Source organism: Erwinia sp. HDF1-3R, from assembly GCF_039621855.1.
Classification (GTDB): Bacteria; Pseudomonadota; Gammaproteobacteria; order Enterobacterales; family Enterobacteriaceae; genus Erwinia.
The window spans coordinates 1975140-1996974 of the sequence record NZ_CP155071.1; the positions used below are offsets into that span (position 1 = coordinate 1975140).

21 protein-coding genes are annotated in these 21835 nt (G+C 56.5%); 16 read left to right on the top strand and 5 right to left on the bottom strand.

Annotated elements, in window-relative coordinates; genetic code table 11:
* Window positions 1–58 precede the first annotated feature (58 nt).
* A complete protein-coding gene (gene murJ / locus AAGR22_RS09070; RefSeq protein ID WP_345831325.1) occupies window positions 59–1597 on the top strand; it encodes a murein biosynthesis integral membrane protein MurJ in 1539 nt (512 codons plus the stop codon).
* Window positions 1598–1667: 70 nt separating this feature from the next.
* On the opposite strand, the gene flgN is transcribed toward murJ, so the two are convergent.
* The 3 genes from flgN to flgA all read right to left on the bottom strand — a co-directional run bounded on the left by flgN (window position 1668) and on the right by flgA (window position 3170).
* Window positions 1668–2099, bottom strand: coding sequence for a flagellar export chaperone FlgN (gene flgN / locus AAGR22_RS09075; RefSeq protein ID WP_067703132.1), 432 nt, complete (start codon window positions 2097–2099; stop codon window positions 1668–1670).
* Window positions 2100–2103: 4 nt separating this feature from the next.
* Window positions 2104–2400: a flagellar biosynthesis anti-sigma factor FlgM gene (flgM, locus tag AAGR22_RS09080; RefSeq protein WP_067703134.1), complete on the bottom strand. Its 297-nt coding sequence runs from the start codon at window positions 2398–2400 to the stop codon at window positions 2104–2106.
* Window positions 2401–2501: 101 nt separating this feature from the next.
* Complete coding sequence (gene flgA / locus AAGR22_RS09085; RefSeq protein ID WP_067703715.1) at window positions 2502–3170, bottom strand: flagellar basal body P-ring formation chaperone FlgA; 669 nt, start codon at window positions 3168–3170, stop codon at window positions 2502–2504.
* Window positions 3171–3325: 155 nt separating this feature from the next.
* On the opposite strand from flgA, the gene flgB reads away from it, so the two are divergent.
* The 11 genes from flgB (at window position 3326) to flgL (ending at window position 13254) form a co-directional block, all read left to right on the top strand.
* Window positions 3326–3739 (top strand): flagellar basal body rod protein FlgB, encoded by a 414-nt coding sequence (gene flgB / locus AAGR22_RS09090; protein ID WP_067703137.1) that lies wholly within the window; start codon window positions 3326–3328, stop codon window positions 3737–3739.
* A 3-nt stretch (window positions 3740–3742) separates the two neighbouring features.
* Complete coding sequence (gene flgC / locus AAGR22_RS09095; RefSeq protein ID WP_067703140.1) at window positions 3743–4147, top strand: flagellar basal body rod protein FlgC; 405 nt, start codon at window positions 3743–3745, stop codon at window positions 4145–4147.
* Window positions 4148–4158: 11 nt separating this feature from the next.
* The gene (gene flgD / locus AAGR22_RS09100; RefSeq protein WP_067703143.1) at window positions 4159–4827 is read left to right on the top strand and encodes a flagellar hook assembly protein FlgD; all 669 of its coding nucleotides are present in this window, start codon (window positions 4159–4161) and stop codon (window positions 4825–4827) included.
* A 24-nt stretch (window positions 4828–4851) separates the two neighbouring features.
* On the top strand, window positions 4852–6051 hold the full coding sequence (flgE, locus tag AAGR22_RS09105; RefSeq protein ID WP_067703146.1) for a flagellar hook protein FlgE: 1200 nt from the start codon (window positions 4852–4854) through the stop codon (window positions 6049–6051).
* Between the two features lie 21 nt (window positions 6052–6072).
* Entirely contained in the window at window positions 6073–6828 is a 756-nt protein-coding gene (locus AAGR22_RS09110) for a flagellar basal body rod protein FlgF (RefSeq protein ID WP_067703151.1), read from the top strand.
* A 17-nt stretch (window positions 6829–6845) separates the two neighbouring features.
* A complete protein-coding gene (gene flgG, locus AAGR22_RS09115) occupies window positions 6846–7628 on the top strand; it encodes a flagellar basal-body rod protein FlgG (RefSeq protein ID WP_067703154.1) in 783 nt (260 codons plus the stop codon).
* A gap of 109 nt (window positions 7629–7737) precedes the next feature.
* Window positions 7738–8439: a flagellar basal body L-ring protein FlgH gene (locus tag AAGR22_RS09120; protein ID WP_067703718.1), complete on the top strand. Its 702-nt coding sequence runs from the start codon at window positions 7738–7740 to the stop codon at window positions 8437–8439.
* Between the two features lie 9 nt (window positions 8440–8448).
* Entirely contained in the window at window positions 8449–9555 is a 1107-nt protein-coding gene (locus AAGR22_RS09125; protein WP_067703157.1) for a flagellar basal body P-ring protein FlgI, read from the top strand.
* Window positions 9555–10493: a flagellar assembly peptidoglycan hydrolase FlgJ gene (gene flgJ / locus AAGR22_RS09130; RefSeq protein WP_067703160.1), complete on the top strand. Its 939-nt coding sequence runs from the start codon at window positions 9555–9557 to the stop codon at window positions 10491–10493. Before AAGR22_RS09125 ends, flgJ begins: the two co-directional genes overlap by 1 nt.
* Before the next feature lie 120 nt (window positions 10494–10613).
* A complete protein-coding gene (gene flgK, locus AAGR22_RS09135) occupies window positions 10614–12266 on the top strand; it encodes a flagellar hook-associated protein FlgK (protein ID WP_345831326.1) in 1653 nt (550 codons plus the stop codon).
* Window positions 12267–12288: 22 nt separating this feature from the next.
* Window positions 12289–13254 (top strand): flagellar hook-associated protein FlgL, encoded by a 966-nt coding sequence (gene flgL / locus AAGR22_RS09140; protein ID WP_067703165.1) that lies wholly within the window; start codon window positions 12289–12291, stop codon window positions 13252–13254.
* Window positions 13255–13642: 388 nt separating this feature from the next.
* Here flgL and rne read toward each other — a convergent pair whose 3' ends face one another.
* Window positions 13643–17650, bottom strand: coding sequence for a ribonuclease E (gene rne / locus AAGR22_RS09145; protein WP_345831327.1), 4008 nt, complete (start codon window positions 17648–17650; stop codon window positions 13643–13645).
* 693 nt (window positions 17651–18343) lie between these two features.
* On the opposite strand from rne, the gene rluC reads away from it, so the two are divergent.
* Window positions 18344–19306, top strand: a complete 963-nt coding sequence (gene rluC, locus AAGR22_RS09150; RefSeq protein ID WP_345831328.1) for a 23S rRNA pseudouridine(955/2504/2580) synthase RluC — start codon at window positions 18344–18346, stop codon at window positions 19304–19306.
* A gap of 36 nt (window positions 19307–19342) precedes the next feature.
* Here the strand turns inward: rluC and AAGR22_RS09155 are convergent, their stop codons facing one another.
* Window positions 19343–19924, bottom strand: a complete 582-nt coding sequence (locus AAGR22_RS09155; protein ID WP_067703178.1) for a nucleoside triphosphate pyrophosphatase — start codon at window positions 19922–19924, stop codon at window positions 19343–19345.
* Between the two features lie 142 nt (window positions 19925–20066).
* Between AAGR22_RS09155 and yceD the strand changes: the two genes are divergently transcribed.
* Genes yceD through plsX form a run of 3 tightly spaced genes read left to right on the top strand, consistent with a single transcriptional unit; the run spans window position 20067 to window position 21835 of the window.
* Window positions 20067–20588: a 23S rRNA accumulation protein YceD gene (gene yceD, locus AAGR22_RS09160; protein ID WP_067703181.1), complete on the top strand. Its 522-nt coding sequence runs from the start codon at window positions 20067–20069 to the stop codon at window positions 20586–20588.
* A 15-nt stretch (window positions 20589–20603) separates the two neighbouring features.
* Complete coding sequence (gene rpmF, locus AAGR22_RS09165; RefSeq protein WP_073980962.1) at window positions 20604–20774, top strand: 50S ribosomal protein L32; 171 nt, start codon at window positions 20604–20606, stop codon at window positions 20772–20774.
* 26 nt (window positions 20775–20800) lie between these two features.
* Window positions 20801–21835, top strand: coding sequence for a phosphate acyltransferase PlsX (plsX, locus tag AAGR22_RS09170; RefSeq protein ID WP_067703184.1), 1035 nt, complete (start codon window positions 20801–20803; stop codon window positions 21833–21835).

A 21835-nucleotide genomic window follows, 5' to 3' on the forward strand; every position in this document is an offset into this window, starting at 1 on the left:
AAGACCTGTGCTCAGTCGTGTCTTACGTCGTCATTTATCACCAAGAACCAGGAAGACCATGAACCTGTTGAAATCGCTAGCGGCGGTCAGCTCGATGACCCTGTTTTCGCGCGTGCTGGGATTTGCCCGCGATGCCATTGTGGCAAGAATATTTGGTGCCGGGATGGCAACGGATGCATTTTTTGTGGCGTTTAAACTGCCCAACCTGCTGCGGCGTATCTTTGCTGAGGGCGCGTTTTCTCAGGCGTTTGTGCCGATCCTGGCGGAATACAAAAGTCAGAAGGGGGAAGAGGCGACCAGAATCTTTGTTGCCTATGTCTCCGGCCTGCTCACGCTGGCGCTGGCGCTGGTCACGGTGCTGGGCATGCTGGCCGCACCCTGGGTTATTCTGATTACCGCGCCGGGATTTGCCGATACGGCAGATAAATTTGCTCTGACCTCGTCCCTGCTGCGCATCACCTTTCCCTATATCCTGCTGATTTCCCTGGCCTCGCTGGCGGGTGCGATCCTGAATACCTGGAACCGCTTTTCGGTACCTGCGTTCGTTCCGACGCTATTAAACGTCAGTATGATCGGTTTTGCCCTGTTTGCCGCACCGCATTTCCATCCCCCCGTACTGGCACTGGCGTGGGCCGTGGTCGCGGGCGGCGTGCTACAGCTGGGTTATCAGCTGCCGCACCTTCGGAAAATTGGCATGCTGGTGCTGCCGCGACTCAATCTTAAGGACGCGGGCGTCTGGCGGGTGATGCGCCAGATGGGGCCAGCGATACTTGGCGTATCGGTCAGCCAGATATCACTGATTATTAACACCATTTTCGCCTCGTTTCTGGTCTCCGGTTCAGTCTCCTGGATGTACTACGCCGATCGCCTGATGGAGTTCCCCTCCGGCGTTCTGGGCGTGGCATTGGGGACTATTCTGCTGCCCTCCCTGGCGAAAAGCTTTTCCAGCGGCAATCATGACGAATATTCCCGCCTGATGGACTGGGGGTTAAGGCTCTGCTTCCTGCTGGCGTTGCCCAGCGCGGTTGCGCTGGGGATCCTGGCAAAACCGCTCACCGTGGCACTGTTTCAGTACGGCAAGTTCACCGCCTTTGATGCCTCGATGACTCAGCGGGCGCTGGTGGCGTACTCCGTTGGCCTGATGGGACTCATCGTGGTGAAGGTATTGGCTCCCGGTTTCTACTCACGTCAGAACATCAAGACGCCGGTTAAAATTGCCGTTGTCACCCTGATAGTGACCCAGCTGATGAATCTGGCTTTTATCGGTCCGCTGAAGCATGCCGGACTGTCGCTGTCGATTGGGCTGGCGGCCTGTCTGAATGCCTCGCTGCTCTACTGGCAGCTGCGTAAGCAAAAAATCTTTCAGCCCCAGCCGGGCTGGACAAGCTTCCTGGTACGCCTGCTGCTGGCGGTAGTCGCGATGGCCGCTGCGCTGGTCGGTATGATGATGATTATGCCTGACTGGGCGAGCGGCAATATGCTCTGGCGGCTGGTGCGACTGGCGGGTGTCTGTGCGGTGGGCGGCGGCGTCTACTTCATCGTTCTGGCGCTGCTGGGCTTCCGCGTGAGCGATTACGCGCGGCGCACGGCATCATAAAAAGACCCCGGCGCAACGTTTGCTGCGCCGGGGTCGGAAGCGTTTCGGAAAGGCAGGGCGGAAACGTTAATCAGACTTTACGACTGATAAAACCGCTCGAGGTTGCCTGACCGTCCGGGCCATAGAATTTTTGCGTCTGGTGGGGCTTAAGCACCTCCAGCGCCTGCTCGGTAAAGCCAATCTGATGATTAAGCAGCAGTCCGTTGTGCAGGTTGGTATCCCGCAGCTTAACGGTCTGCTCCTGAATAGCGGCCCAGCGCTTCGCCATCTCCGGCTGAAGGCTGTAGGGCGCATGTAGCCCGGCCTCTTTTTCCGCATCGCGCCGCAGCTGCTCAATAAAATTGAGCGTGGCCAGCAGGGAGCTTTTATCTTCGGTAATACGCTGGAGCAAGCTGCTGTTGACCTGTCCGCCAGAGAGCTGTTGCTGCTCTGCCATCATGACGTCGGCCAGGTTCGATAGCACTTCAAGCATTTTATCAAGCGCGTTCAGCAGCTTATCCATCCGGTTAGTTACCTTCTATCGAATCTTTTGCCTGTTGAATCAGGGCATCAGCGATTTTACCGCTGTCCATTTTCAGGTCGCCATTGCGAATGGCGGTTTTTAACTCTTCCACGCGCGCGGTGTTAATATCCTGCGAGCTGGATTTGGTCAGCTGTGACTGCGCGCCGCTCAGTACAACCTGGGTAGCGGACGGGGTAGTTTTCGTCTCGACCTGACGTGCCTTCGGTGCTGCCGTTTCGTTAGTATCACGCGTCTGAACGGTAGCCGCTGGGTTCAAAGGTTGAGTTCTGTCGATGCTCATGTCTGGCTCCTGTATGCTCAGGCCTGAAAGCGGCCAGATAAGATAAGTGTACTATGTCTGTTAATTACACTATCGGCAGAACTGAAGCCATCTTTAGCCCTTTATAGCGTTATCAGAATATTCCCATCCGCGCCAACTTTACCATTCACAATCTGCCCTGAACTCATTCTCACGCGTACCAGCTGGGCGGCGGTGGCATTATTCATGGCCTGCCCCTCGCTGGAGACGTTAAAGCCCTCGCCGCTGGCGGTTACGGTCACGTTCTGACCCGCCTTAACCCGCCAGGGCTGTCTGACCATCATCAGCGTAACCGGCTGTCCTGGCAAAAAGTCGCGCAGGGTGACCGCATCGGCAATCTCATCCGCTGACATCACCGCACGGGCGGGCAGGGTATCCAGCCGTCCGTGTTCAATTTTAACATCGGCGGGCGTGAGGGCGGTACCGCGAGCCACCTGCCGGGCGGCGACAATATAATCGCCGGTCACCTGAACCTGGACCTGAATATAGCGACGGTTCTGCCCGCAGTTTGCGGCGACGCTCATGCTACCCCACATCCGGCTGTTACCGGGAAGTGAGAACTGCGGGGCAGTGCAGTCTGGCCACTGAGCCTGCGGCGTTTTTACTACCACGCTAAGGGTATCGGCACTCTGGCCGTTTTCCCCATAGCGGGATTTGAAAAATTGATTTAACTGACCGGTCAGGTCTTCGGCGCTGGCCGACAGCGTGAGCAGTCCGGTCAGGCACATTACAAGCAGGCTTAAGGCGCGCATTTTTTCTTCCCGCATCTCAACATGAAAGTCATTGTACTGACTGTTGCCCCAGGTCAAGGCGCAAATTAGCAACGCTTTTAGGCGCTATTCTGACGATAAGTCTTCCCCCCACGCGCTTATGCTGTCAGCTCTAAATTCTCATTTGCGGAGGACGCATGCTCGACAAACTGGACGCGGCACTCAGGTTTAATACCGAAGCGTTAAACCTGCGTGCCCAGCGGCAGGAAATCCTGGCATCTAACATCGCCAATGCTGACACCCCTGGCTATCAGGCTCGCGATATTGATTTCGCCAGTCAGATGAACAAGGTGATGGAGCAGGGGCGGGCACAAGGATCGGGGCTGTCGCTGGCGGTTACGTCGGCACGCCATATTCCCGCAGAAACGCTGCAACCCGCCTCCATGGACCTGATGTACCGCATCCCGGATCAGCCGTCGATGGATGGCAACACGGTTGATATGGACCGCGAACGTACGCAGTTTGCGGACAACAGCCTGAAATATCAGACCGATCTGACCGTTATCAGCAGCCAGATCAAAAGCATGATGTCCGTGCTACAGGGGCAATAATCGATGTCTTTACTCAATATTTTTGATATTGCGGGATCGGCGATGAACGCACAGTCGCAGCGGCTCAACGTCAGCGCCAGTAACCTGGCTAACGCCGACAGCGTTACCGGGCCTGACGGCCAGCCGTATGTGGCAAAGCAGGTGGTCTTTCAGACCAATGCTGAGCCCGGCTCACCTACCGGCGGCGTACGTGTTTCCCAGGTGGTTGACGATCCCACACCAGCAAAGCTGGTCTATGAACCGGGCAATCCCATGGCGGATGCGAAAGGCTACGTAAAAATGCCTAACGTTGACGTAGTCGGGGAAACGGTGAACACCCTTTCGGCCTCACGCAGCTACCAGGCTAATGTCGAAGTGTTAAACACCGTTAAGCAAATGATGATGAAAACCCTGACGATGGGTCAATAAGGAGCTCGCTAATGGGCATTGCTGTAGGCGTAAATGAAAAGCTGGATAACAGCTCAATTACCACCACCTCGACCACCGATACGTCGTCTGCCGATCTTCAAAGCAACTTTTTAACGCTTTTGGTGACACAGTTAAAAAACCAGGACCCGACTAATCCGATGGATAACAGCCAGCTGACCACCCAGCTGGCGCAGATCAATACCCTGAGCGGTATTGAGAAACTGAATACCACGCTGGGATCGATCTCCGGGCAGATCAACAGCGGGCAGTCTCTGCAGGCCTCCGCGCTTATCGGTAAAGGCGTGATGGTTGATGGCTCGCAGGTCTTAGTGGGCAGCAGTCAGACCACGCCATTTGGCGTCAGTCTGGAGCAGGCCTCTACCGCCACCACGGCTACCATCAGCGATTCGACAGGCAAGGTGGTGCAGACCATCAACCTGGGTGCGCTGACTGCGGGCGTGCACACCTTCTCATGGGATGGCTCGTCATCCGATGGCACGGCAGCGGCAGATGGCAAATACAGCGTGTCAATCAGCGCCAGCAATGCGACCGGTCAACTGGTTGCGCAGCCGCTGAATTATGCACTGGTTAATGGGGTGACTAACGACACGAGCGGTGCCGTTTTAGACCTCGGTACGATGGGTACCAGTACCGTCGCGAACGTTCGTCAGATTATTTAATTAACCCTTTCCAGGAGATTACACATGGCATTTTCACAGGCAGTCAGCGGTCTTAACGCCGCCTCCAGCAATCTTGACGTAATAGGTAACAACATTGCGAACTCCGCGACTGTGGGCTTTAAATCCGCCACCGTCTCCTTTGCGGATATGTTTGCCGACTCCAAGGTTGGGCTGGGCGTCAAGGTGGCTGCGGTCACGCAGGACTTTAACGACGGTACCACCACCTCTACCAGCCGCGGGCTGGATGTGGCGATCAGCCAGTCAGGTTTCTTCCGCATGACCGATACCACCGGTGCGGTCTACTACAGCCGTAATGGCCAGTTCACGCTGGATGAAAACCGCAATATCGTTAACGCAGCGGGCCTGCAGCTGACCGGCTATCCGGCAACCGGCACGCCGCCAACCGTTCAGACCGGCGCTACGCCGGTGGCGCTGAGCGTACCGACCACCGCGATGTCAGCGAAAGCGACCACCACGGCGGCACTGGTGGCTAACCTCAACTCTACCGACAGCGTTCCCACGACGACGCCTTTTGATGCAACCAACGTTGACACCTACAACAGCAAAGCATCAATGACCACGTATGATTCACTGGGTAACGCCCACACCATGAATCTCTACTTCGTCAAGTCGAGTGATAACAACTGGACCGTTAACGCGCAGGATGCCAGCACCGGTGCTGCCGCTGGTTCGTTTAACATGACCTTTAACAGCAGCGGTCAGCTGACTTCCGATGCGAACCAGACGCTGAGCATGGCGTCCCTGAACGGTTCCGCAGCCCAGACGTTCTCGCTGAGCATGCTGAACAGCCAGCAGCAGAACACCGGTACCAGCACCTTTGGTAACCCGACTCAGAACGGTTATAAGCCGGGCGAACTGACCAGCTATCAGATTAATAACGACGGCACCGTAGTCGGTAACTACTCAAACGAGCAGTCCCAGACGCTGGGGCAGATTGCGCTGGCTAACTTTGCCAACCCGGAAGGACTCAAGTCAGAGGGCAACAACGTCTGGTCTGCGACGAACTCGTCCGGTCAGGCACTGGTAGGGCTTGCCGGTACCGGTAACCTCGGCACCCTGACCGCAGGCGCGCTGGAGTCATCCAACGTCGACCTGAGTAAAGAGCTGGTCAATATGATCGTCGCCCAGCGTAACTATCAGTCTAACGCCCAGACTATCAAAACTCAGGACCAGATCCTCAACACCCTGGTCAACCTGCGTTAATTCGGCTAACAGGATCGTCTTATGGATCACGCGATATATACCGCCATGGGGGCTGCCAGTCAGACCCTCGAACAGCAGGCAGTGACGGCCAGTAACCTGGCTAACGCCTCAACCCCCGGCTTCCGTGCGCAGCTTAACGCGCTGCGGGCGGTGCCGGTGCAGGGGCTTTCGCTGCCAACGCGCACGCTGGTCACCGCATCAACACCCGGTGCCGACATGTCGCAGGGCTCGCTGGACTACACCGAGCGCCCGCTGGACGTCGCCGTGCGTGAGGACGGCTGGCTGGCCGTGCGTGCGCCCGATGGCAGCGAAGCCTATACGCGCAACGGCAATATGGAGCTCGACCCGGCCGGGCAGCTCACCATCCAGGGTAACCTGGTGATGGGCGACGGCGGACCGATTGCCGTACCGCAGGGGTCTGAGGTGACCATTGCTGCTGATGGCTCTATTACCGCGCTGAACCCGGGCGATCCGCCGAATGCCACTGTCCAGCTGGGACGTCTGAAGCTGGTGAAAGCCACCGGCAATGAAGTGACTCGCGGGGATGACGGACTGTTCCGTCTGACCGCGAGCGCACAGACGCAGCGCGGTGCCGTCCTGCAAAGCGACCCGACCATACAGGTGATGCCAGGCGTACTGGAAGGCAGCAATGTCAAACCGGTTGAAACCATGGTCGATATGATCGCCAACGCACGCCGCTTCGAGATGCAGATGAAAGTGATCTCAAGCGTCGATGAGAATGAACAACGCGCTAATCAGCTGCTGTCAATGAGCTAAGTGCAGAGGAAACCTAAATGATCCGTTCCTTGTGGATTGCCAAAACCGGCCTTGACGCCCAGCAAACAAATATGGACGTCATCTCGAACAACCTGGCCAACGTCAGCACCAACGGCTTTAAACGCCAGCGTGCGGTGTTCGAAGATTTGATGTACCAAACTATTCGCCAGCCTGGCGCGCAGTCCTCTGAGCAGACAACGCTGCCCTCAGGCATGCAGCTGGGTACGGGTGTGCGCCCGGTCGCCACCGAGCGCTTACATACCCAGGGTAACCTGAACAAAACCGATTCGTCGAAAGATGTGGCGATCAGTGGTCAGGGTTACTTCCAGGTACAGATGCCCGACGGCACGCTGGCCTATACCCGCGATGGCTCCTTCCAGACCGACCAGAACGGTCAGCTGGTGACCAACGGCGGCTTCCCCGTGCAGCCCGCGATTACCATTCCGGCTAACGCCCTGAGCATGACCGTGGGACGCGATGGCGTGGTCAGCGTCACCCAGCAGGGCCAGACGCAGCCGGTGCAGGTTGGGCAGCTGACGCTGAGCACCTTTATTAACGATGCTGGCCTGGAAAGTAAGGGTGAAAACCTCTACCAGGAGACGCAGGCCTCCGGTGCGCCAACCGACAGTACGCCCGGTAACAACGGCGCTGGCCTGCTCTATCAGGGCTATGTCGAAACGTCCAACGTTAACGTTGCGGAAGAGCTGGTCAGTATGATCCAGACCCAGCGCGCTTATGAAATCAACAGCAAGGCCATCAGCACCTCCGATCAGATGCTGGCTAAGCTGACGCAGCTGTAATAGTCGCACTGCACAACCCGCCTGTTCCGGGTCGAAATTTTAAGGTTATGGCGGCCGGTTTTCCCGGCCGTTAATAAAAGAACTTCTGATGATTAAAGGTAGTGATTCCATGGCGAAGCAAATTTCAGTGCCTGGACGTTTGTTGGTAGCAACGCTGCTCCTGACGCTTAACGGTTGTGCTTTGGTTCCCCGTAAGCCCCTGGTCGATGGGTCGACAACGGCCCAGCCGCTGCCTGCTTCGCCAACGGTGGTTAACGGTTCTATTTTTCAGGGCGTGATGCCGATGAACTACGGTTACCAGCCGCTGTTCGAAGATCGACGCCCACGTAATATCGGCGATACGCTGACCATTACCCTGCAGGAAAACGTCAGCGCGAGCAAAAGCTCGACTGCGTCAGCAGGGCGTGACGGCAGCAGTACGCTGGGCCTGACCGCATTACCAAGCGCCCTGACCGGACTGCTGGGCGGCAGCAAAACCAATATTGACGCCAGCGGTAAGAATGACTTCGCCGGCAAGGGCGGCGCGACCGCGAATAACACCTTTACCGGCACCATCACCGTTACCGTTAATCAGGTATTGCCAAACGGAAACCTGAAAGTGGTCGGTGAGAAGCAGATCGAGATTAACCAGGGGACGGAATTTATCCGCTTCTCGGGCGTCGTTAACCCGCGCACCATCAGCGGCAGCAATAGCGTGGTGTCGACGCAGGTGGCGGATGCCCGCATTGAATACGTCGGCAACGGCTATATCAATGAAGCGCAGACCATGGGCTGGCTGCAACGGTTCTTCCTGAACCTGTCACCGTACTAAGAGGCTACAATGCGTAAGATTATTTTTCAGTTTGCCCTGCTGCTGCTGGCGGGTATCAGCACTCTTGCTCAGGCGGATCGCATTCGCGATCTGACTACCGTGGGCGGCGTGCGCGATAACTCGCTGATTGGCTACGGGCTGGTGGTGGGCCTTGACGGCTCCGGTGACCAGACAACCCAGACGCCCTTTACCACGCAGAGCCTGAACAACATGCTCTCGCAGCTCGGGATCACCGTGCCCGCGGGCACCAATATGCAGCTAAAAAACGTGGCTGCGGTAATGGTGACCGGGAAGCTGCCCGCCTTTGGCCGTCAGGGTCAGGTGATCGACGTAGTCGTTTCCTCTATGGGTAACGCCAAAAGCCTGCGCGGCGGCACGCTGCTGATGACGCCCTTAAAAGGGGTGGATAATCAGGTTTACGCGCTGGCGCAGGGGAACATTCTGGTCGGCGGTGCGGGTGCCTCAGCGGGCGGAAGCAGCGTAACCGTCAACCAGGTTAACGGTGGCCGCATAACCGGCGGCGCGACCATTGAGCGCGAACTGCCGACTAACTTCGGCACGCAAAGCGTTATCAACCTGTTTCTGAATGATGAAGACTTCAGCATGGCGCAGCGGATCAGCGATGCGATCAACGCCCACAGCGGCTACGGTTCCGCTCAGGCGCTGGATGGTCGTACGGTGCAGGTGCAGGTGTCTGCCAACGGCACCTCGCAGGTTCGCCTGCTGGCGGATATTCAGAATATCGACGTCTCAGTGCCGATTCAGGATGCGAAAGTGATTATCAACTCGCGGACCGGTACGGTGGTAATGAATCGCGAAGTGATGCTCAGCAGCTGCGCCATTGCCCAGGGCAACCTGTCGGTGACGGTGAATCAGCAGCAGAACGTTAGCCAGCCGAATACGCCTTTTGCCGGGGGCCAGACGGTCACCACGCCGCAGACGCAAATTGACCTGCGTCAGAGCGGTGGGGCACTGCAAAGCGTGAACGCCAGCGCGAACCTGAACAGCGTGGTGCGGGCGCTTAACGCGCTGGGCGCAACGCCTATCGATCTGATGTCTATTCTGCAATCCATGCAGAGTGCCGGCTGCCTGCATGCCAAACTGGAAATCATCTGATGAGCGATTCTCAATCTCTGATGGGGGCGGCGTACGACAGCCGCTCGCTTAACAACCTTAAACGCCAGGCCAGCGGCGACCCGAAGGCGCATGCCCGGGAAGTGGCTAAACAGGTGGAAGGGATGTTCGTACAGATGATGCTGAAAAGCATGCGTGAGGCCCTGCCGCAGGATGGCCTGCTCAGCACGGAGCAGACGCGGCTCTACACCTCAATGTACGATCAGCAGATTGGGCAACAGATCGCCTCTAAGGGGCTGGGTCTGGCTGATATGATGGTTAAGCAGATGGAGCAGGCGCAGCCGCTGGATGAAAAAGCGGGCACCGTGCCGATGATGCTGGATAAAAACTTCATTAACACGCTGCCGCCGCTGGCGATGGAACAGATCGTTCGCCGTGCGGTGCCGCGTTTACCCTCGTCCGAGACGCCACTCAGCGGCGACAGCAGCGATTTCATCGCCCAGCTTTCACAGCCGGCGCAGCTGGCCAGCGCCCAGAGTGGGATCCCGCATCACCTGATCCTGGCGCAGGCCGCGCTGGAGTCCGGCTGGGGGCAGCGGCAGATCCGCACCGCCGATGGCAAACCGAGCTATAACGTGTTCGGTATCAAAGCGGGTGCAAACTGGCAGGGCAAGAGCACCGAAATTACCACCACCGAATATGAGAACGGCGAAGCGGTGAAGGTAAAGGCCAAATTCCGCGTCTACGACTCCTATTTCGACGCGCTCAATGATTATGTCAAGCTGATTGCCAACAACCCGCGCTACTCCGCCGTGACTACCGCCTCTACCCCGGAACAGGGGGCGCAGGCCCTGCAGGCAGCGGGCTATGCTACCGATCCAAAATATGCCCAAAAGCTGGTGGGGATGATCCATCAATTCAAAAGCATGGGTGAAAAAGTGGTTAAAGCCTATACCCAGGATATTGGCGATTTGTTCTGATTAATTGCTCAAGTTTGTCGCGGTTTAACCGATAACTCTAACAAGCCGGATTTGCGTTAAGCGCAGCCGCAGAATCTTCTTACCTGCCCGTGCCGTGGCCTGGGTACAAAAGGAACCGAGATGTCTAATTTAATCAATACCGCGATGTCCGGGTTAAGCGCCGCTCAGGCCGCGTTAAACACCACCAGTAATAACATCAGTAACTACAGCGTTGCCGGTTATTCGCGTCAGACGACGATTCTGGCGCAGGCAAACAGCACGCTGACCGGCGCGAGCTATGTGGGTAACGGCGTCTCCGTTTCCAGCGTCAACCGTGAGTATGATGCCTTTATTACTAATCAGCTGCGCAACGCCAGCACGCAGTCCAGCGCGCTGACCACGCAGTACAATCAGCTGTCTAATATCGATAAAATGTTCTCCAGCACCACCAACACCTTATCGACCAATATGCAGGACTTCTTCTCCTCGCTACAGACGCTGGTCAGTAATGCGAGCGATTCGTCCGCGCGTCAGACAGTGCTGGGCAAGGCCGACGGCCTGGTCAATCAGTTCCAGGTGACGGATACCTATCTGCGTAATCTCGACAGCAGCCTGAATACGTCCGTTTCCTCTACCGTCGACCAGGTAAACAGCTATACCAAACAGATTGCGAATATTAACCAGCAGATCACCAAATTAAAGGGTGCGGGCGCGGGCAGCGAGCCGAACGATCTGCTGGATCAGCGCGATCAGCTGGTCAGTTCTCTGAATAACCTGGTGGGTGTGACCGTCAGTCAGCAGGATGGCGGCAGCTACAACATCAGCATGGGCAACGGTATCTCACTGGTGCAGGGCGACAGTGCCAGCCAGCTGGCCGCCGTGCCATCGAGCAGCGATCCAAACCGGACCACCATCGCCACCGTTGACGCCGTCACCGGCGCCACCACCGAAATTCCCGAAAAGCTGGTGACCACCGGCTCGCTGGGTGGCCTGCTGTCGTTCCGCACCGATCTGGATAATACCCGTAATCAGCTGGGGCAGCTGGCGATGACGCTGGGCGACAGCTTTAATACCCAGCATGAAGCGGGCTATGACGTGAACGGCGACAAGGGCGAGGCTTTCTTCAAACTCGGCAGCCCGTCAGTCACGGCCAATACCAAAAATACCAGCACTGCCTCCGTCAGCGCCGCGTGGACCGATACCAGCAAGGTGCAGGCCTCCAACTACAAGGTGAGCTACGACGGGTCAAACTGGAACGTAACGCGCCTGTCGGATAATGCCAGCGTAACCGCCACCTCTGCTACCGACAGCAGCGGTAACTCCACGCTGGCCTTTGACGGCCTGCAGCTGACGGTCAGCGGCACCCCGGCGGCGAAAGACAGCTTTCTGGTGAAACCGGTCTCTGACGTCATAGTTAATATGGACGTGAATATTACCGATGAGTCTAAAGTTGCCGCCGCCGGTGCCGATGATGGAGTGAGTGATAACACCAACGCTCAGTCGCTTTTAGATCTGCAAACCAAAAAGGTCATCAACAGCAACAGCACCCTGACCCAGGGCTATGCCAGCATGGTGGCGAATATTGGTAACAAAACCAGCAATCTGGAAGCGACCAGTACCACCCAGACCAATGTGGTAACTCAGCTGACCAATCAGCAGCAGTCGGTTTCCGGCGTTAATCTGGATGAAGAATACGGCAATCTGACTCGCTATCAGCAGTATTACTCGGCTAACGCCCAGGTTCTGCAGACTGCCAGCACCATTTTCAATGCGCTTATCAGCGCCATTAGCTGATAACTGAATTAAGGAATCCGTCATGCGTCTCAGTACTTCCATGATCTACGATCAGCAGATGCGCGGCATCAGCAGTTCGCAGGCGAGCTGGCTGAAGGTCGGTGAACAGCTCTCTTCCGGTAAGCGCGTGGTGACCCCGTCTGATGACCCGGTTGCGGCAGCCCAGGCGGTCGTGCTGGGGCAGGCCCAGTCCCAGAACACGCAGTATAAAACCGCGAGAACCTTTGCGACTAACGGGATCTCGCAGGAAGAGACCACGCTACAGCAGGTGACCAGCGTCATTCAGCAGGCGCAGACCGTGGTGGTTGCGGCGGCTAACGGCACGCTGTCAGATGATGACCGCGCATCCTATGCTACACAGCTGACCGGGATCCGCGCGCAGCTGCTCAACCTGGCTAACTCTACCGATGGCAATGGCAGCTATATTTTCGCCGGTTACAAGACCAACAGCGCGCCTTTTACCACCGATGCCAGCGGCAGCGTCTCCTATACCGGCGGCACTACTGCGATTACGCAAAAAGTGGACGCTAACCGCACCATGGTGACCAGCCATACCGGTAGCCAGGTCTTTATGTCACTGACCAGCAACGCTAAAGCGGAGCCGGACGGCAGTACCAGCGAAGCGAATATCTTTAACACCCTGGATACGGCGATTGCCTCCCTGAATACGCCGCTGGCCAGCGCCGATGATGCGGCAAGTACGGCAGCCAGCGCTGCGATCGACAAAACCAGCCGGGGATTAAGTAACTCGCTAAACAACGTGCTGAAAGTGCGTTCCGAGCTGGGTACGCAGCTTAATGAGCTGGATAACCTGAATTCAAAAGGTGACGATACCGCCACCAATCAGGCAACGGAAATGAGCGGGCTGGTTGACGTGGATTACACCAGCGCGATCTCGTCCTACACCATGCAGCAGACGGCCCTGCAGGCCTCTTATAAAGTCTTTACCGACATGTCCAGCATGTCCCTGTTCAAACTGAACGGCTAGTCACTTAATTTTGAACGTACTTTAACCGGGTACGTTCACCTTCTCCCGCTATTGGGGCTAACCACCCGATAGCGGGTTTTTTTTATCTGCATTATCCCTGTTTAGCGATTTAGCATGGCTTCATCTCTGGCTCTATTCGGAACGGCTTCGTTCAGTCCCAATCAGCACATTAAACCTACTCAGCCCGACACCTCTAAACCTACTAAGCGACACCTCTGTTCAATGACATGCTGTAAACCCAACTCAACACCGGCACCCGCACTGTTGGCCGGGTAGCAATGCAGTCGGTCATGAAGTATCAGTATCATTATCGCGACGGGAAAAAACGAGAAGGGGAAGATAAAAAAAGCCCCGGTCAACTGACCAGGGCTTTTATTAGCAGAGTGGCTTAATCCTGCGGGCGCGTTGCAGGCGCGGTGGCCTGGTGCGTTGCAGCATGTCCACCCGCCGCACCTTTACCGTCAAAGTTATAGGCCGGACGTACCCAGTCACTCTGGCGTGACGAGTCGGACTCAGGCGTATAATCAGGCGCGGGTGCTTTGGTCATTGGCGCGGCGGCATGATGCTTCCAGGCGGAAACAGGCACATTCTCAGCCACTACCGCTTCGCTGGCGACCGGCGCCGCTACGGCAGATTCTGCAACGGGAGCGCTGGTGACAGTAGCGGGCTCTGCGGCAGGGGACTGCGCAGGGGCAGATGCTCTGTTGCTTTCTACCACTGGGTGACTTTCGCCAGCCTGCGGAGCGGAAGCTGACGCCTGAGTTACCGGAGCGGATTCATGCTGAACAGCAGGCGTTTCATCCTGCACAGGCGCGGATTCACGCTGGGCTACAGGCGTTTGATCCTGTTCAGGCGCGGATTCACGCTGTGCAGCAGGCGTTTCACCCTGCACGGGCGCGGATTCACGCTGGGCAGCAGGCGTTTCATTCTGCACAGGCGCGGATTCACGCTGGGCTACAGGCGTTTCATCCTGCACAGGCGCGGAGTCACCCTGGGCAGCAGGCGTTTCACCCTGCACAGGCGCGAACTCGCTCTGCGCAGCAGCGGCTTCAGCCGGGGCCGAAGCAGGCTCGTCACGGGCCGGGACCGGCGCATGGGGCTCAGAGGTCGCTGACAGCGCAGCGGAGCGTGAAGGCACGTCTTGTTGCGTCCCGGCGTTCACATCAGCGGCACTGTCGGCAGCCAGCTGGCTGGCGGCGTCGGCAATACGCGGTTCTGATGACGAACGATCGGTGGGCTCTACAGACGGGCTAACCGATGCTTCTACAGCGGGTTTGATCTCATCAGCTGCAACGGCCTGTTCAGAGATGCTTTCCGCAGTCTGTTGATCAGCGGCCGAGATAACTGAAGGCTGCTGATTTACCGGCGCGTCAATCGCATCCGTTTCGTCGGTATTAACCAGCGTCACCTGCGGCTTCTCTTCCGGCTGAGGTTCGGCGATATGCACCGGCTCTGCCTCACCCTGATTCAGAGCTGACTGAGCGGCACCCTCTGCAACGGCGAAAGCGTCTGCCTGATCCTGATGGCCATACTCAGGCACAACAGACTGCTCGGGCTCAGCGTGCTCATCAGTTACCTGCGCAACCGGGTAGGAGATCCACACTTTACCTGAAGCCATTTCCGGGGAAGCGGCTGCGAAAGTCAGTGGCATCGGCGACTGATTTGGATAGCGCTCGTCACGATAGCGACGACGGCGCTGTCCGCTGACGCGCAGATGGCGAGGCGAACGACGTGAGCGACGCGGCATGCTGTCACGCTCGTCTCCCTCATCGGCTTCGGCCACTGGCTCTACAGCGACAGGCTTTTCTTCGTCGGAAGGTTCTGACGTGCTCTCTTCGGTGTGGAAAGAGCGCGCAGCAGTCTGCTCAGCGGTTTCGATACGCACTTTCTGGTTTAGCTGGCGCGGTTTACGGCGCGGCATCACCTCAACGGTGTCGTCGCTGGTTTCCGCAACCTCTTCCAGCACTGCCGGCTCTTGCAGCTGATCTTCCTGCGCCGTCGGACGTTTATCATCCTGGCGACGGCGTGAACGATCGTTGCGTTCGCGACGCGGTTGCTGCTCGATGGCGGCTTCGTCAGTTAACTGAACCTCTTCACGAACCTCATCCTGAACGACGACGTTGCGCTTGTTACGACGGTTATCTTCGCGGCCTTCAGCAGCAGGATCGCGATCGCGGACCATACGTTCGTTGCGGCTCGCGTTACGATCCCCACGGTCATTATTGCGTTCGCCACGGTTGTTATTGCGCTCGCCACGGTCGTTATTACGTTCGTTACGGTCGCTGTTACGCTCGCCACGGTCGTTATTACGTTCGTTACGGTCGCTGTTGCGCTCGCCACGGTCATTGTTACGGTCGTTATTGCGTTCGCCACGGTCATTGTTACGTTCGTTACGGTCGTTGTTACGCTCGCCATGATCGTTATTGCGCTCGTTACGGTCGTTATTTCGGTCACCACGATCGTTATTGCGTTCGCTGCTGTTGCGATCGCCGTAGCGTTCACCACGCTCACCGTTACGGTCGCGACGATTATTCTGTCGGCGATTATTACGGCGCTCACCGCGCGGGGCGGCTGGCGCGGCGACGGGCGCCTTCTCTTCCACGACTTCTGGCTGAGCCTCTGCGACCTGCGGCTTCTCTTCACCCGCAAACATCTTCTTCAGGCCACGGACGAAGCGGCCCAGCAGGCTACCTTCGGGCGCAGCAGCAGGCGCTTTTGGCGCGGCGGTGGCTTCAGGTGCAGCGATTGCTGGCGCCTCAGGGACTTTTTCCTGTGGCATTGGCGGAGCATCAGGCATGACAAAGGCCGCCAGAGCAGGTTGCTCCGGGCGCTTGCGCTCAGCGTGATCTTCTTCAGACGGCAGCGCCATCTCGGCTTCATGCAGCTTCGGCAGGTGGTAGCTGAGCGTCTGCGTCTCTTCGCCCGTACGTACGCGCAGGACGGAGTAGTGCGGCGTCTCCATCTGATCGTTTGGCACGATGATGGCGCGAACGCCGCCCTGGCGCTTTTCAATCGCGCTCACCGCTTCACGTTTCTCATTGAGCAGGTAAGAGGCGATTTGCACCGGCACGATCGCGTGGACTTCTTTGGTATTTTCCTTCAGCGCTTCTTCTTCAATCAGTCGGAGAATAGAGAGCGACAGGGACTCGTTGTCACGAATGGTTCCGGTACCGCTACAGCGCGGGCAGACGTGGTGGCTTGACTCACCCAGCGACGGGCTGAGGCGCTGGCGTGACATTTCCAGCAGGCCGAAACGTGAAATATGGCTGATCTGAATGCGGGCACGGTCCTGACGGACGGCGTCACGCAGACGGTTTTCAACCGCACGCTGATGGCGAACCGGCGTCATATCAATGAAGTCGATAACAATCAGCCCGCCCAAATCGCGCAGGCGCAGCTGGCGGGCGATCTCGTCGGATGCTTCCAGGTTGGTATTAAACGCCGTTTCTTCAATATCGCCGCCGCGGGTAGCGCGTGCGGAGTTAATATCAATGGCGGTCAGCGCTTCGGTAGTATCAATAACAATCGACCCACCGGAAGGCAGGCGAACTTCACGCTGGAAAGCGGATTCAATCTGCGATTCAATCTGGTAGTGGCTGAACAGCGGAATTTCACCGGTATAGAGTTTAATTTTGCTGCTGAAGTCCGGACGGCCAAGCGCAGCGATATGCTGACGGGCCAGCTCCAGAACTTTAGGATTATCAATCAGGATTTCGCCGATGTCCTGACGCAGATAGTCACGGAAAGCGCGCACGATAACGTTGCTTTCCTGATGGATCAGGAACGGGGCAGGGCGGTTTTCAGCGGCTTTTTTAATCGCTTCCCAGTGCTTCATGCGGAAGCTAAGATCCCACTGCAGCGCCTCGGCTGACTTGCCAACCCCGGCGGTGCGGACAATCAGACCCATTCCTTCCGGCAGTTCCAGCGCGGAAAGCGCCTCTTTCAGCTCGGTGCGGTCGTCTCCTTCGATACGGCGTGAGATGCCACCCGCGCGCGGGTTATTTGGCATCAGCACCAGATAGCTACCGGCCAGGCTGATAAAGGTGGTCAGGGCTGCGCCTTTATTTCCGCGCTCTTCTTTATCAATTTGAACAATGACTTCCTGACCCTCACGCAGGACTTCCTTAATATTCGGACGACCGTGAGAGGCGTAGTTACTGGGAAAGTATTCGCGAGAAATTTCTTTGAGGGGGAGAAAACCATGTCGCTCAGCGCCGTAGTCGACGAAGGCGGCTTCAAGACTGGGTTCAATACGGGTAATTTTGCCTTTATAGATATTCGCTTTCTTTTGTTCGTGCCCCGGGCTTTCGATATCCAGGTCGTACAAGCGCTGACCATCCACCAGGGCAACACGCAACTCCTCTTGCTGAGATGCGTTAATTAACATTCTTTTCATCGTAACTTACTCATTATTCTTGCATTAGTGACAAAGCTACGGGCAATAGTAACGCTGGACGCGATCGACCGATGACCCCGAGACTCATCGCAGCGCCGCCAACCTCACGGGTGTCGGCGTCTCCAGGGGTGCTAATTCTCGGCAGCCTGTTTTTCATTTGGAAAAACAGCGCTTTTAAAAGGAGGAACTGCCAGCATAAAACCGAGTGAACCAGTCCCGTCTTGTCGTCCAGGCTGCAACCCGCAGCCCGCTAAATGCCTGATTACCCAAAACGTCTTACGCCATTGCTGCGTGTAAGGGCTATCCGGCAAAACTTATTATTACGCTATATCCTTCCTATCGGATAAGGCCCGGAGCGGGTCGCGTTAACTCACCCAACTTGCTTACCCTGTAAGCTCATCGCGCTGTTCGCACTCGCCGTCCTTAAGACGTTCCCGATAATTTGGTTATATTTACTTGTTTCACAAGGTTTAGCGAGGAAACGATTCTCATTATTCCATCGCCAACCCTGTGTTAGCAAGGTGACTTTTCCTGCATCAGGCAGTTTATTGTCCATTTAAACGCGATTTGCCTCACACGAATGCAAATTGCCTAAAAACTGGACGAAAAATTCCCTTACATAAAGAGTCACTGTCAGTTAAGCACAGAAAAAGAAGTGGCGCTATGGTGGCGCGGTAATTAGAATCGCCGACCATGAAAACCAATACTCCAGCAGTACGTATCGTGACCATTACCGTCGATGAGGCTGAACAGCGCATTGATAATTTTTTACGCACCCAGCTTAAGGGCGTGCCGAAAAGCATGATTTATCGCCTCTTGCGTAAAGGCGAAGTGCGGGTAAATAAAGGTCGAATTAAACCGGAATATAAGCTACAGGCGGGGGATGAGATTCGCATTCCTCCCGTGCGGGTTGCCGAACGTGAAGATGCGGCTATTTCGCCGAAGCTCGATAAGGTTGCCGCCCTCGCCAGCGCTATCCTTTACGAGGATGATTATCTCCTGGTCATCAATAAACCGTCAGGTACGGCGGTCCACGGCGGCAGCGGCCTGAGCTTTGGCGTAATTGAAGGCCTGCGTGCGCTACGGCCCGAGGCGCGGTTTCTTGAGCTGGTACACCGCCTGGATCGCGATACCTCCGGTCTGCTGCTGGTCGCCAAAAAACGTTCCGCCCTGCGCGCGCTGCATGAGCAGCTGCGTGAGAAAAGCATGCAGAAGGATTATCTGGCGCTGGTGCGTGGCCAGTGGCCTTCGCATATTAAATCTGTCCAGGCGCCGCTGCTTAAAAATATTCTGCAAAGCGGCGAGCGGATTGTTAGGGTTAACAGCGAGGGTAAACCCTCAGAAACCCGATTTAAGGTTGAAGAGCGTTTCGCCTGTGCCACGCTGGTGAAGGCCAGCCCGGTGACCGGCCGTACCCACCAGATTCGCGTACATACGCTGCATGCCGGGCATCCGATTGCCTGTGACGATCGCTATGGTGAACGCGACTTTGATCAACAATTAGCCCCAACCGGGCTGAAAAGACTGTTTCTGCATGCGGCCGCGCTTAAGTTTACCCATCCTGACACGGGCGAGGTGATGCGGGTTGAAGCGCCGCTGGATGGCGAACTAAAACGCTGCCTTGACGTGCTGCGCAAAACTTCTCCCGCAAGATAATCCTCATTTTCAGGGCAGGAGAGGCCTGCCCTGAAGCTACCCAAGCGGATCCATGCCTGCCTGACGCAGCATGTCGCACAGCGCGATCAGCGGTAATCCTATCAGCGCATTGGGATCGCGCCCCGACAGTCGATCAAATAGCGTAATCCCCAATCCTTCACATTTAAAACTGCCCGCGCAGCTTAGCGGCTGCTCTCTGTCGATATAATTTTTAATTTCGCGGTCGGTTAACTCCCTGAAATCGACGCTGAAGGGTTCACAAATAACCTGTAAGCGATTATTCCGGCTCTCGAACAGCGCCAGTCCGGTATAAAAGACCACGCTATGGCCACTGGCACGCCGCAATTGCTGACGGGCATTTTCCGGCGTATGGGGTTTGCCGGTTATTTTTCCGTCAATAACGCAAACCTGATCGGAGCCAATAATCAGATGGTCAGAATAGCGCCCAGCCAGCGCCCGGGCTTTCGCTTCGGCCAGACGCGTTACCAGCGCAGTGGCCGATTCACCGGGCTGCGGCGTTTCATCCACCTCTGGCGCCGCGGTAATAAAAGGCAATGCCAGCTTCGCTAACAGCGCCTGGCGGAAAGGAGAGGTTGAAGCTAAAACCAGTTGGGTCATATTTTTTTCCGGAATAGATAGCGGATCTGAGCGGCGCATTTTAAACTGTGCGCCGCACTGGATGCGAATTATGGGTGAAAGATGTCGTAAAGCGGCCTTTTTCTTTGACTCTATCTCGTTACAAAGTTAATATGCGCGCCCTATGCAAAAGGTAAAATTACCCCTGACTCTCGATCCGGTTCGTACCGCTCAAAAGCGCCTGGACTACCAGGGCGTTTACACCCCTGAACAGGTGGAGCGTATTACCGAATCGGTAGTGAGCGTGGACAGTGATGTTGATTGTAAGATGTCGTTTGCGATTGATAACCAGCGTTTAGCGGTACTTAACGGTACTGCTGCGGTCTCCGTTACGCTGTGTTGCCAACGCTGCGGTCAAACTTTTCCGCAACATGTCCACGTGACGTACTGCTTTAGCCCTGTCGTTACTGACGAGCAGGCTGAAGCACTGCCGGAAGCGTACGAGCCGATCGAGGTCAACGAGTTTGGCGAAATCGATCTGCTGGCGGTGGTTGAAGATGAAATTATCCTCGCCCTGCCTGTCGTTCCGGTGCATGATTCTGAACACTGTGAAGTGTCCGAGGCGGACATGGTCTTTGGTAAGTTGCCTCCCGAGGCAGAAAAACCAAACCCATTTGCCGTATTAGCCAGTTTAAAGCGTAAGTAATTAGGAGTAAGGTCCATGGCCGTACAACAGAATAAACCAACCCGTTCCAAGCGTGGCATGCGTCGTTCGCACGATGCTCTGACTACAGCAACTCTTTCCGTAGATAAAGTTTCTGGCGAAACGCATCTGCGTCACCACATCACTGCGGATGGTTACTACCGCGGTCGCAAGGTCATCGCTAAGTAATTCCTGCGGAACAGCGCGGCGATACTTTGACACGTCTGACCCTGGCACTCGATGCCATGGGCGGGGACTTCGGTCCCTGCGTGACAGTGCCTGCTGCAATGCAGGCACTGGCCTCCGATCTGCATTTGCATCTTCTTCTGGTCGGCGATCCCGACAAAATCAAGCCATTACTTGCAAAAGCTGATTCAGCCGCACTCGCGCGCCTGCAGGTTATTCCTGCCGAGTCGGTTATTGCCAGTGATGCCAAACCCTCCTGGGCCATCCGACACAGTCGCGGCTCCTCCATGCGCGTGGCGCTGGAGCTGGTCAAAGAGGGGCGGGCAGCGGCGTGCGTCAGTGCCGGAAATACCGGTGCGCTGATGGGGCTGTCAAAACTGCTGTTAAAACCGCTGGAAGGCATTGAGCGTCCGGCGCTGATGACCGTTCTGCCCCACCAGAGGCAGGGCAAAACGGTGGTGCTTGACCTGGGCGCGAATGTGGAGTCGGACAGCGCGATGCTGGTGCAGTTTGCCATTATGGGCGCGGTGGTGGCAGAAGAGTTACTGACCATTACTCACCCACGCGTAGCGCTGCTGAATATCGGCCAGGAAGAGAATAAAGGTATCGCCAGCATCCGCGAGGCGGCTGATATACTGCGTGAATCGCCAGATATTAACTATATTGGTTACCTTGAAGGTAACGATCTTCTTACCGGTAAAACGGATGTGCTTGTCTGCGATGGATTCGTGGGCAATATCACGCTAAAGACCATGGAGGGCGTGGTAAGAATGTTTCTTTCGCTGTTGAAATCACAGGGCGAAGGTAAAAAGAGGGTATGGTGGTTGTCGCTGCTGGGGCATTTACTGAAGAAACGCCTCGCAAGGCGCTTCGGCCATCTCAATCCCGACCAGTACAATGGCGCCTGTCTGTTAGGATTACGCGGCACGGTGATAAAAAGCCATGGCGCGGCCAATCAAAGCGCGTTCGCTGCGGCGATCGAACAGGCAGAGCAGGCGGTGCGGCGGCAAGTTCCGGAGCGGATTGCTGCCCGCCTTCAGGCTGTATTACCTAAGAGTGACTGA

Excerpts from the sequence above, each read along its gene's own strand:
- murJ (WP_345831325.1), top strand. The coding sequence starts at position 59 with ATGAACCTGTTGAAATCGCTAGCGGCGGTCAGCTCGATGACCCTGTTT.
- flgN (WP_067703132.1), bottom strand. The coding sequence starts at position 2,099 with ATGGATAAGCTGCTGAACGCGCTTGATAAAATGCTTGAAGTGCTATCG.
- flgM (WP_067703134.1), bottom strand. The coding sequence starts at position 2,400 with ATGAGCATCGACAGAACTCAACCTTTGAACCCAGCGGCTACCGTTCAG.
- flgA (WP_067703715.1), bottom strand. The coding sequence starts at position 3,170 with ATGCGCGCCTTAAGCCTGCTTGTAATGTGCCTGACCGGACTGCTCACG.
- flgB (WP_067703137.1), top strand. The coding sequence starts at position 3,326 with ATGCTCGACAAACTGGACGCGGCACTCAGGTTTAATACCGAAGCGTTA.
- flgC (WP_067703140.1), top strand. The coding sequence starts at position 3,743 with ATGTCTTTACTCAATATTTTTGATATTGCGGGATCGGCGATGAACGCA.
- flgD (WP_067703143.1), top strand. The coding sequence starts at position 4,159 with ATGGGCATTGCTGTAGGCGTAAATGAAAAGCTGGATAACAGCTCAATT.
- flgE (WP_067703146.1), top strand. The coding sequence starts at position 4,852 with ATGGCATTTTCACAGGCAGTCAGCGGTCTTAACGCCGCCTCCAGCAAT.
- AAGR22_RS09110 (WP_067703151.1), top strand. The coding sequence starts at position 6,073 with ATGGATCACGCGATATATACCGCCATGGGGGCTGCCAGTCAGACCCTC.
- flgG (WP_067703154.1), top strand. The coding sequence starts at position 6,846 with ATGATCCGTTCCTTGTGGATTGCCAAAACCGGCCTTGACGCCCAGCAA.
- AAGR22_RS09120 (WP_067703718.1), top strand. The coding sequence starts at position 7,738 with ATGGCGAAGCAAATTTCAGTGCCTGGACGTTTGTTGGTAGCAACGCTG.
- AAGR22_RS09125 (WP_067703157.1), top strand. The coding sequence starts at position 8,449 with ATGCGTAAGATTATTTTTCAGTTTGCCCTGCTGCTGCTGGCGGGTATC.
- flgJ (WP_067703160.1), top strand. The coding sequence starts at position 9,555 with ATGAGCGATTCTCAATCTCTGATGGGGGCGGCGTACGACAGCCGCTCG.
- flgK (WP_345831326.1), top strand. The coding sequence starts at position 10,614 with ATGTCTAATTTAATCAATACCGCGATGTCCGGGTTAAGCGCCGCTCAG.
- flgL (WP_067703165.1), top strand. The coding sequence starts at position 12,289 with ATGCGTCTCAGTACTTCCATGATCTACGATCAGCAGATGCGCGGCATC.
- rne (WP_345831327.1), bottom strand. The coding sequence starts at position 17,650 with ATGAAAAGAATGTTAATTAACGCATCTCAGCAAGAGGAGTTGCGTGTT.
- rluC (WP_345831328.1), top strand. The coding sequence starts at position 18,344 with ATGAAAACCAATACTCCAGCAGTACGTATCGTGACCATTACCGTCGAT.
- AAGR22_RS09155 (WP_067703178.1), bottom strand. The coding sequence starts at position 19,924 with ATGACCCAACTGGTTTTAGCTTCAACCTCTCCTTTCCGCCAGGCGCTG.
- yceD (WP_067703181.1), top strand. The coding sequence starts at position 20,067 with ATGCAAAAGGTAAAATTACCCCTGACTCTCGATCCGGTTCGTACCGCT.
- rpmF (WP_073980962.1), top strand. The coding sequence starts at position 20,604 with ATGGCCGTACAACAGAATAAACCAACCCGTTCCAAGCGTGGCATGCGT.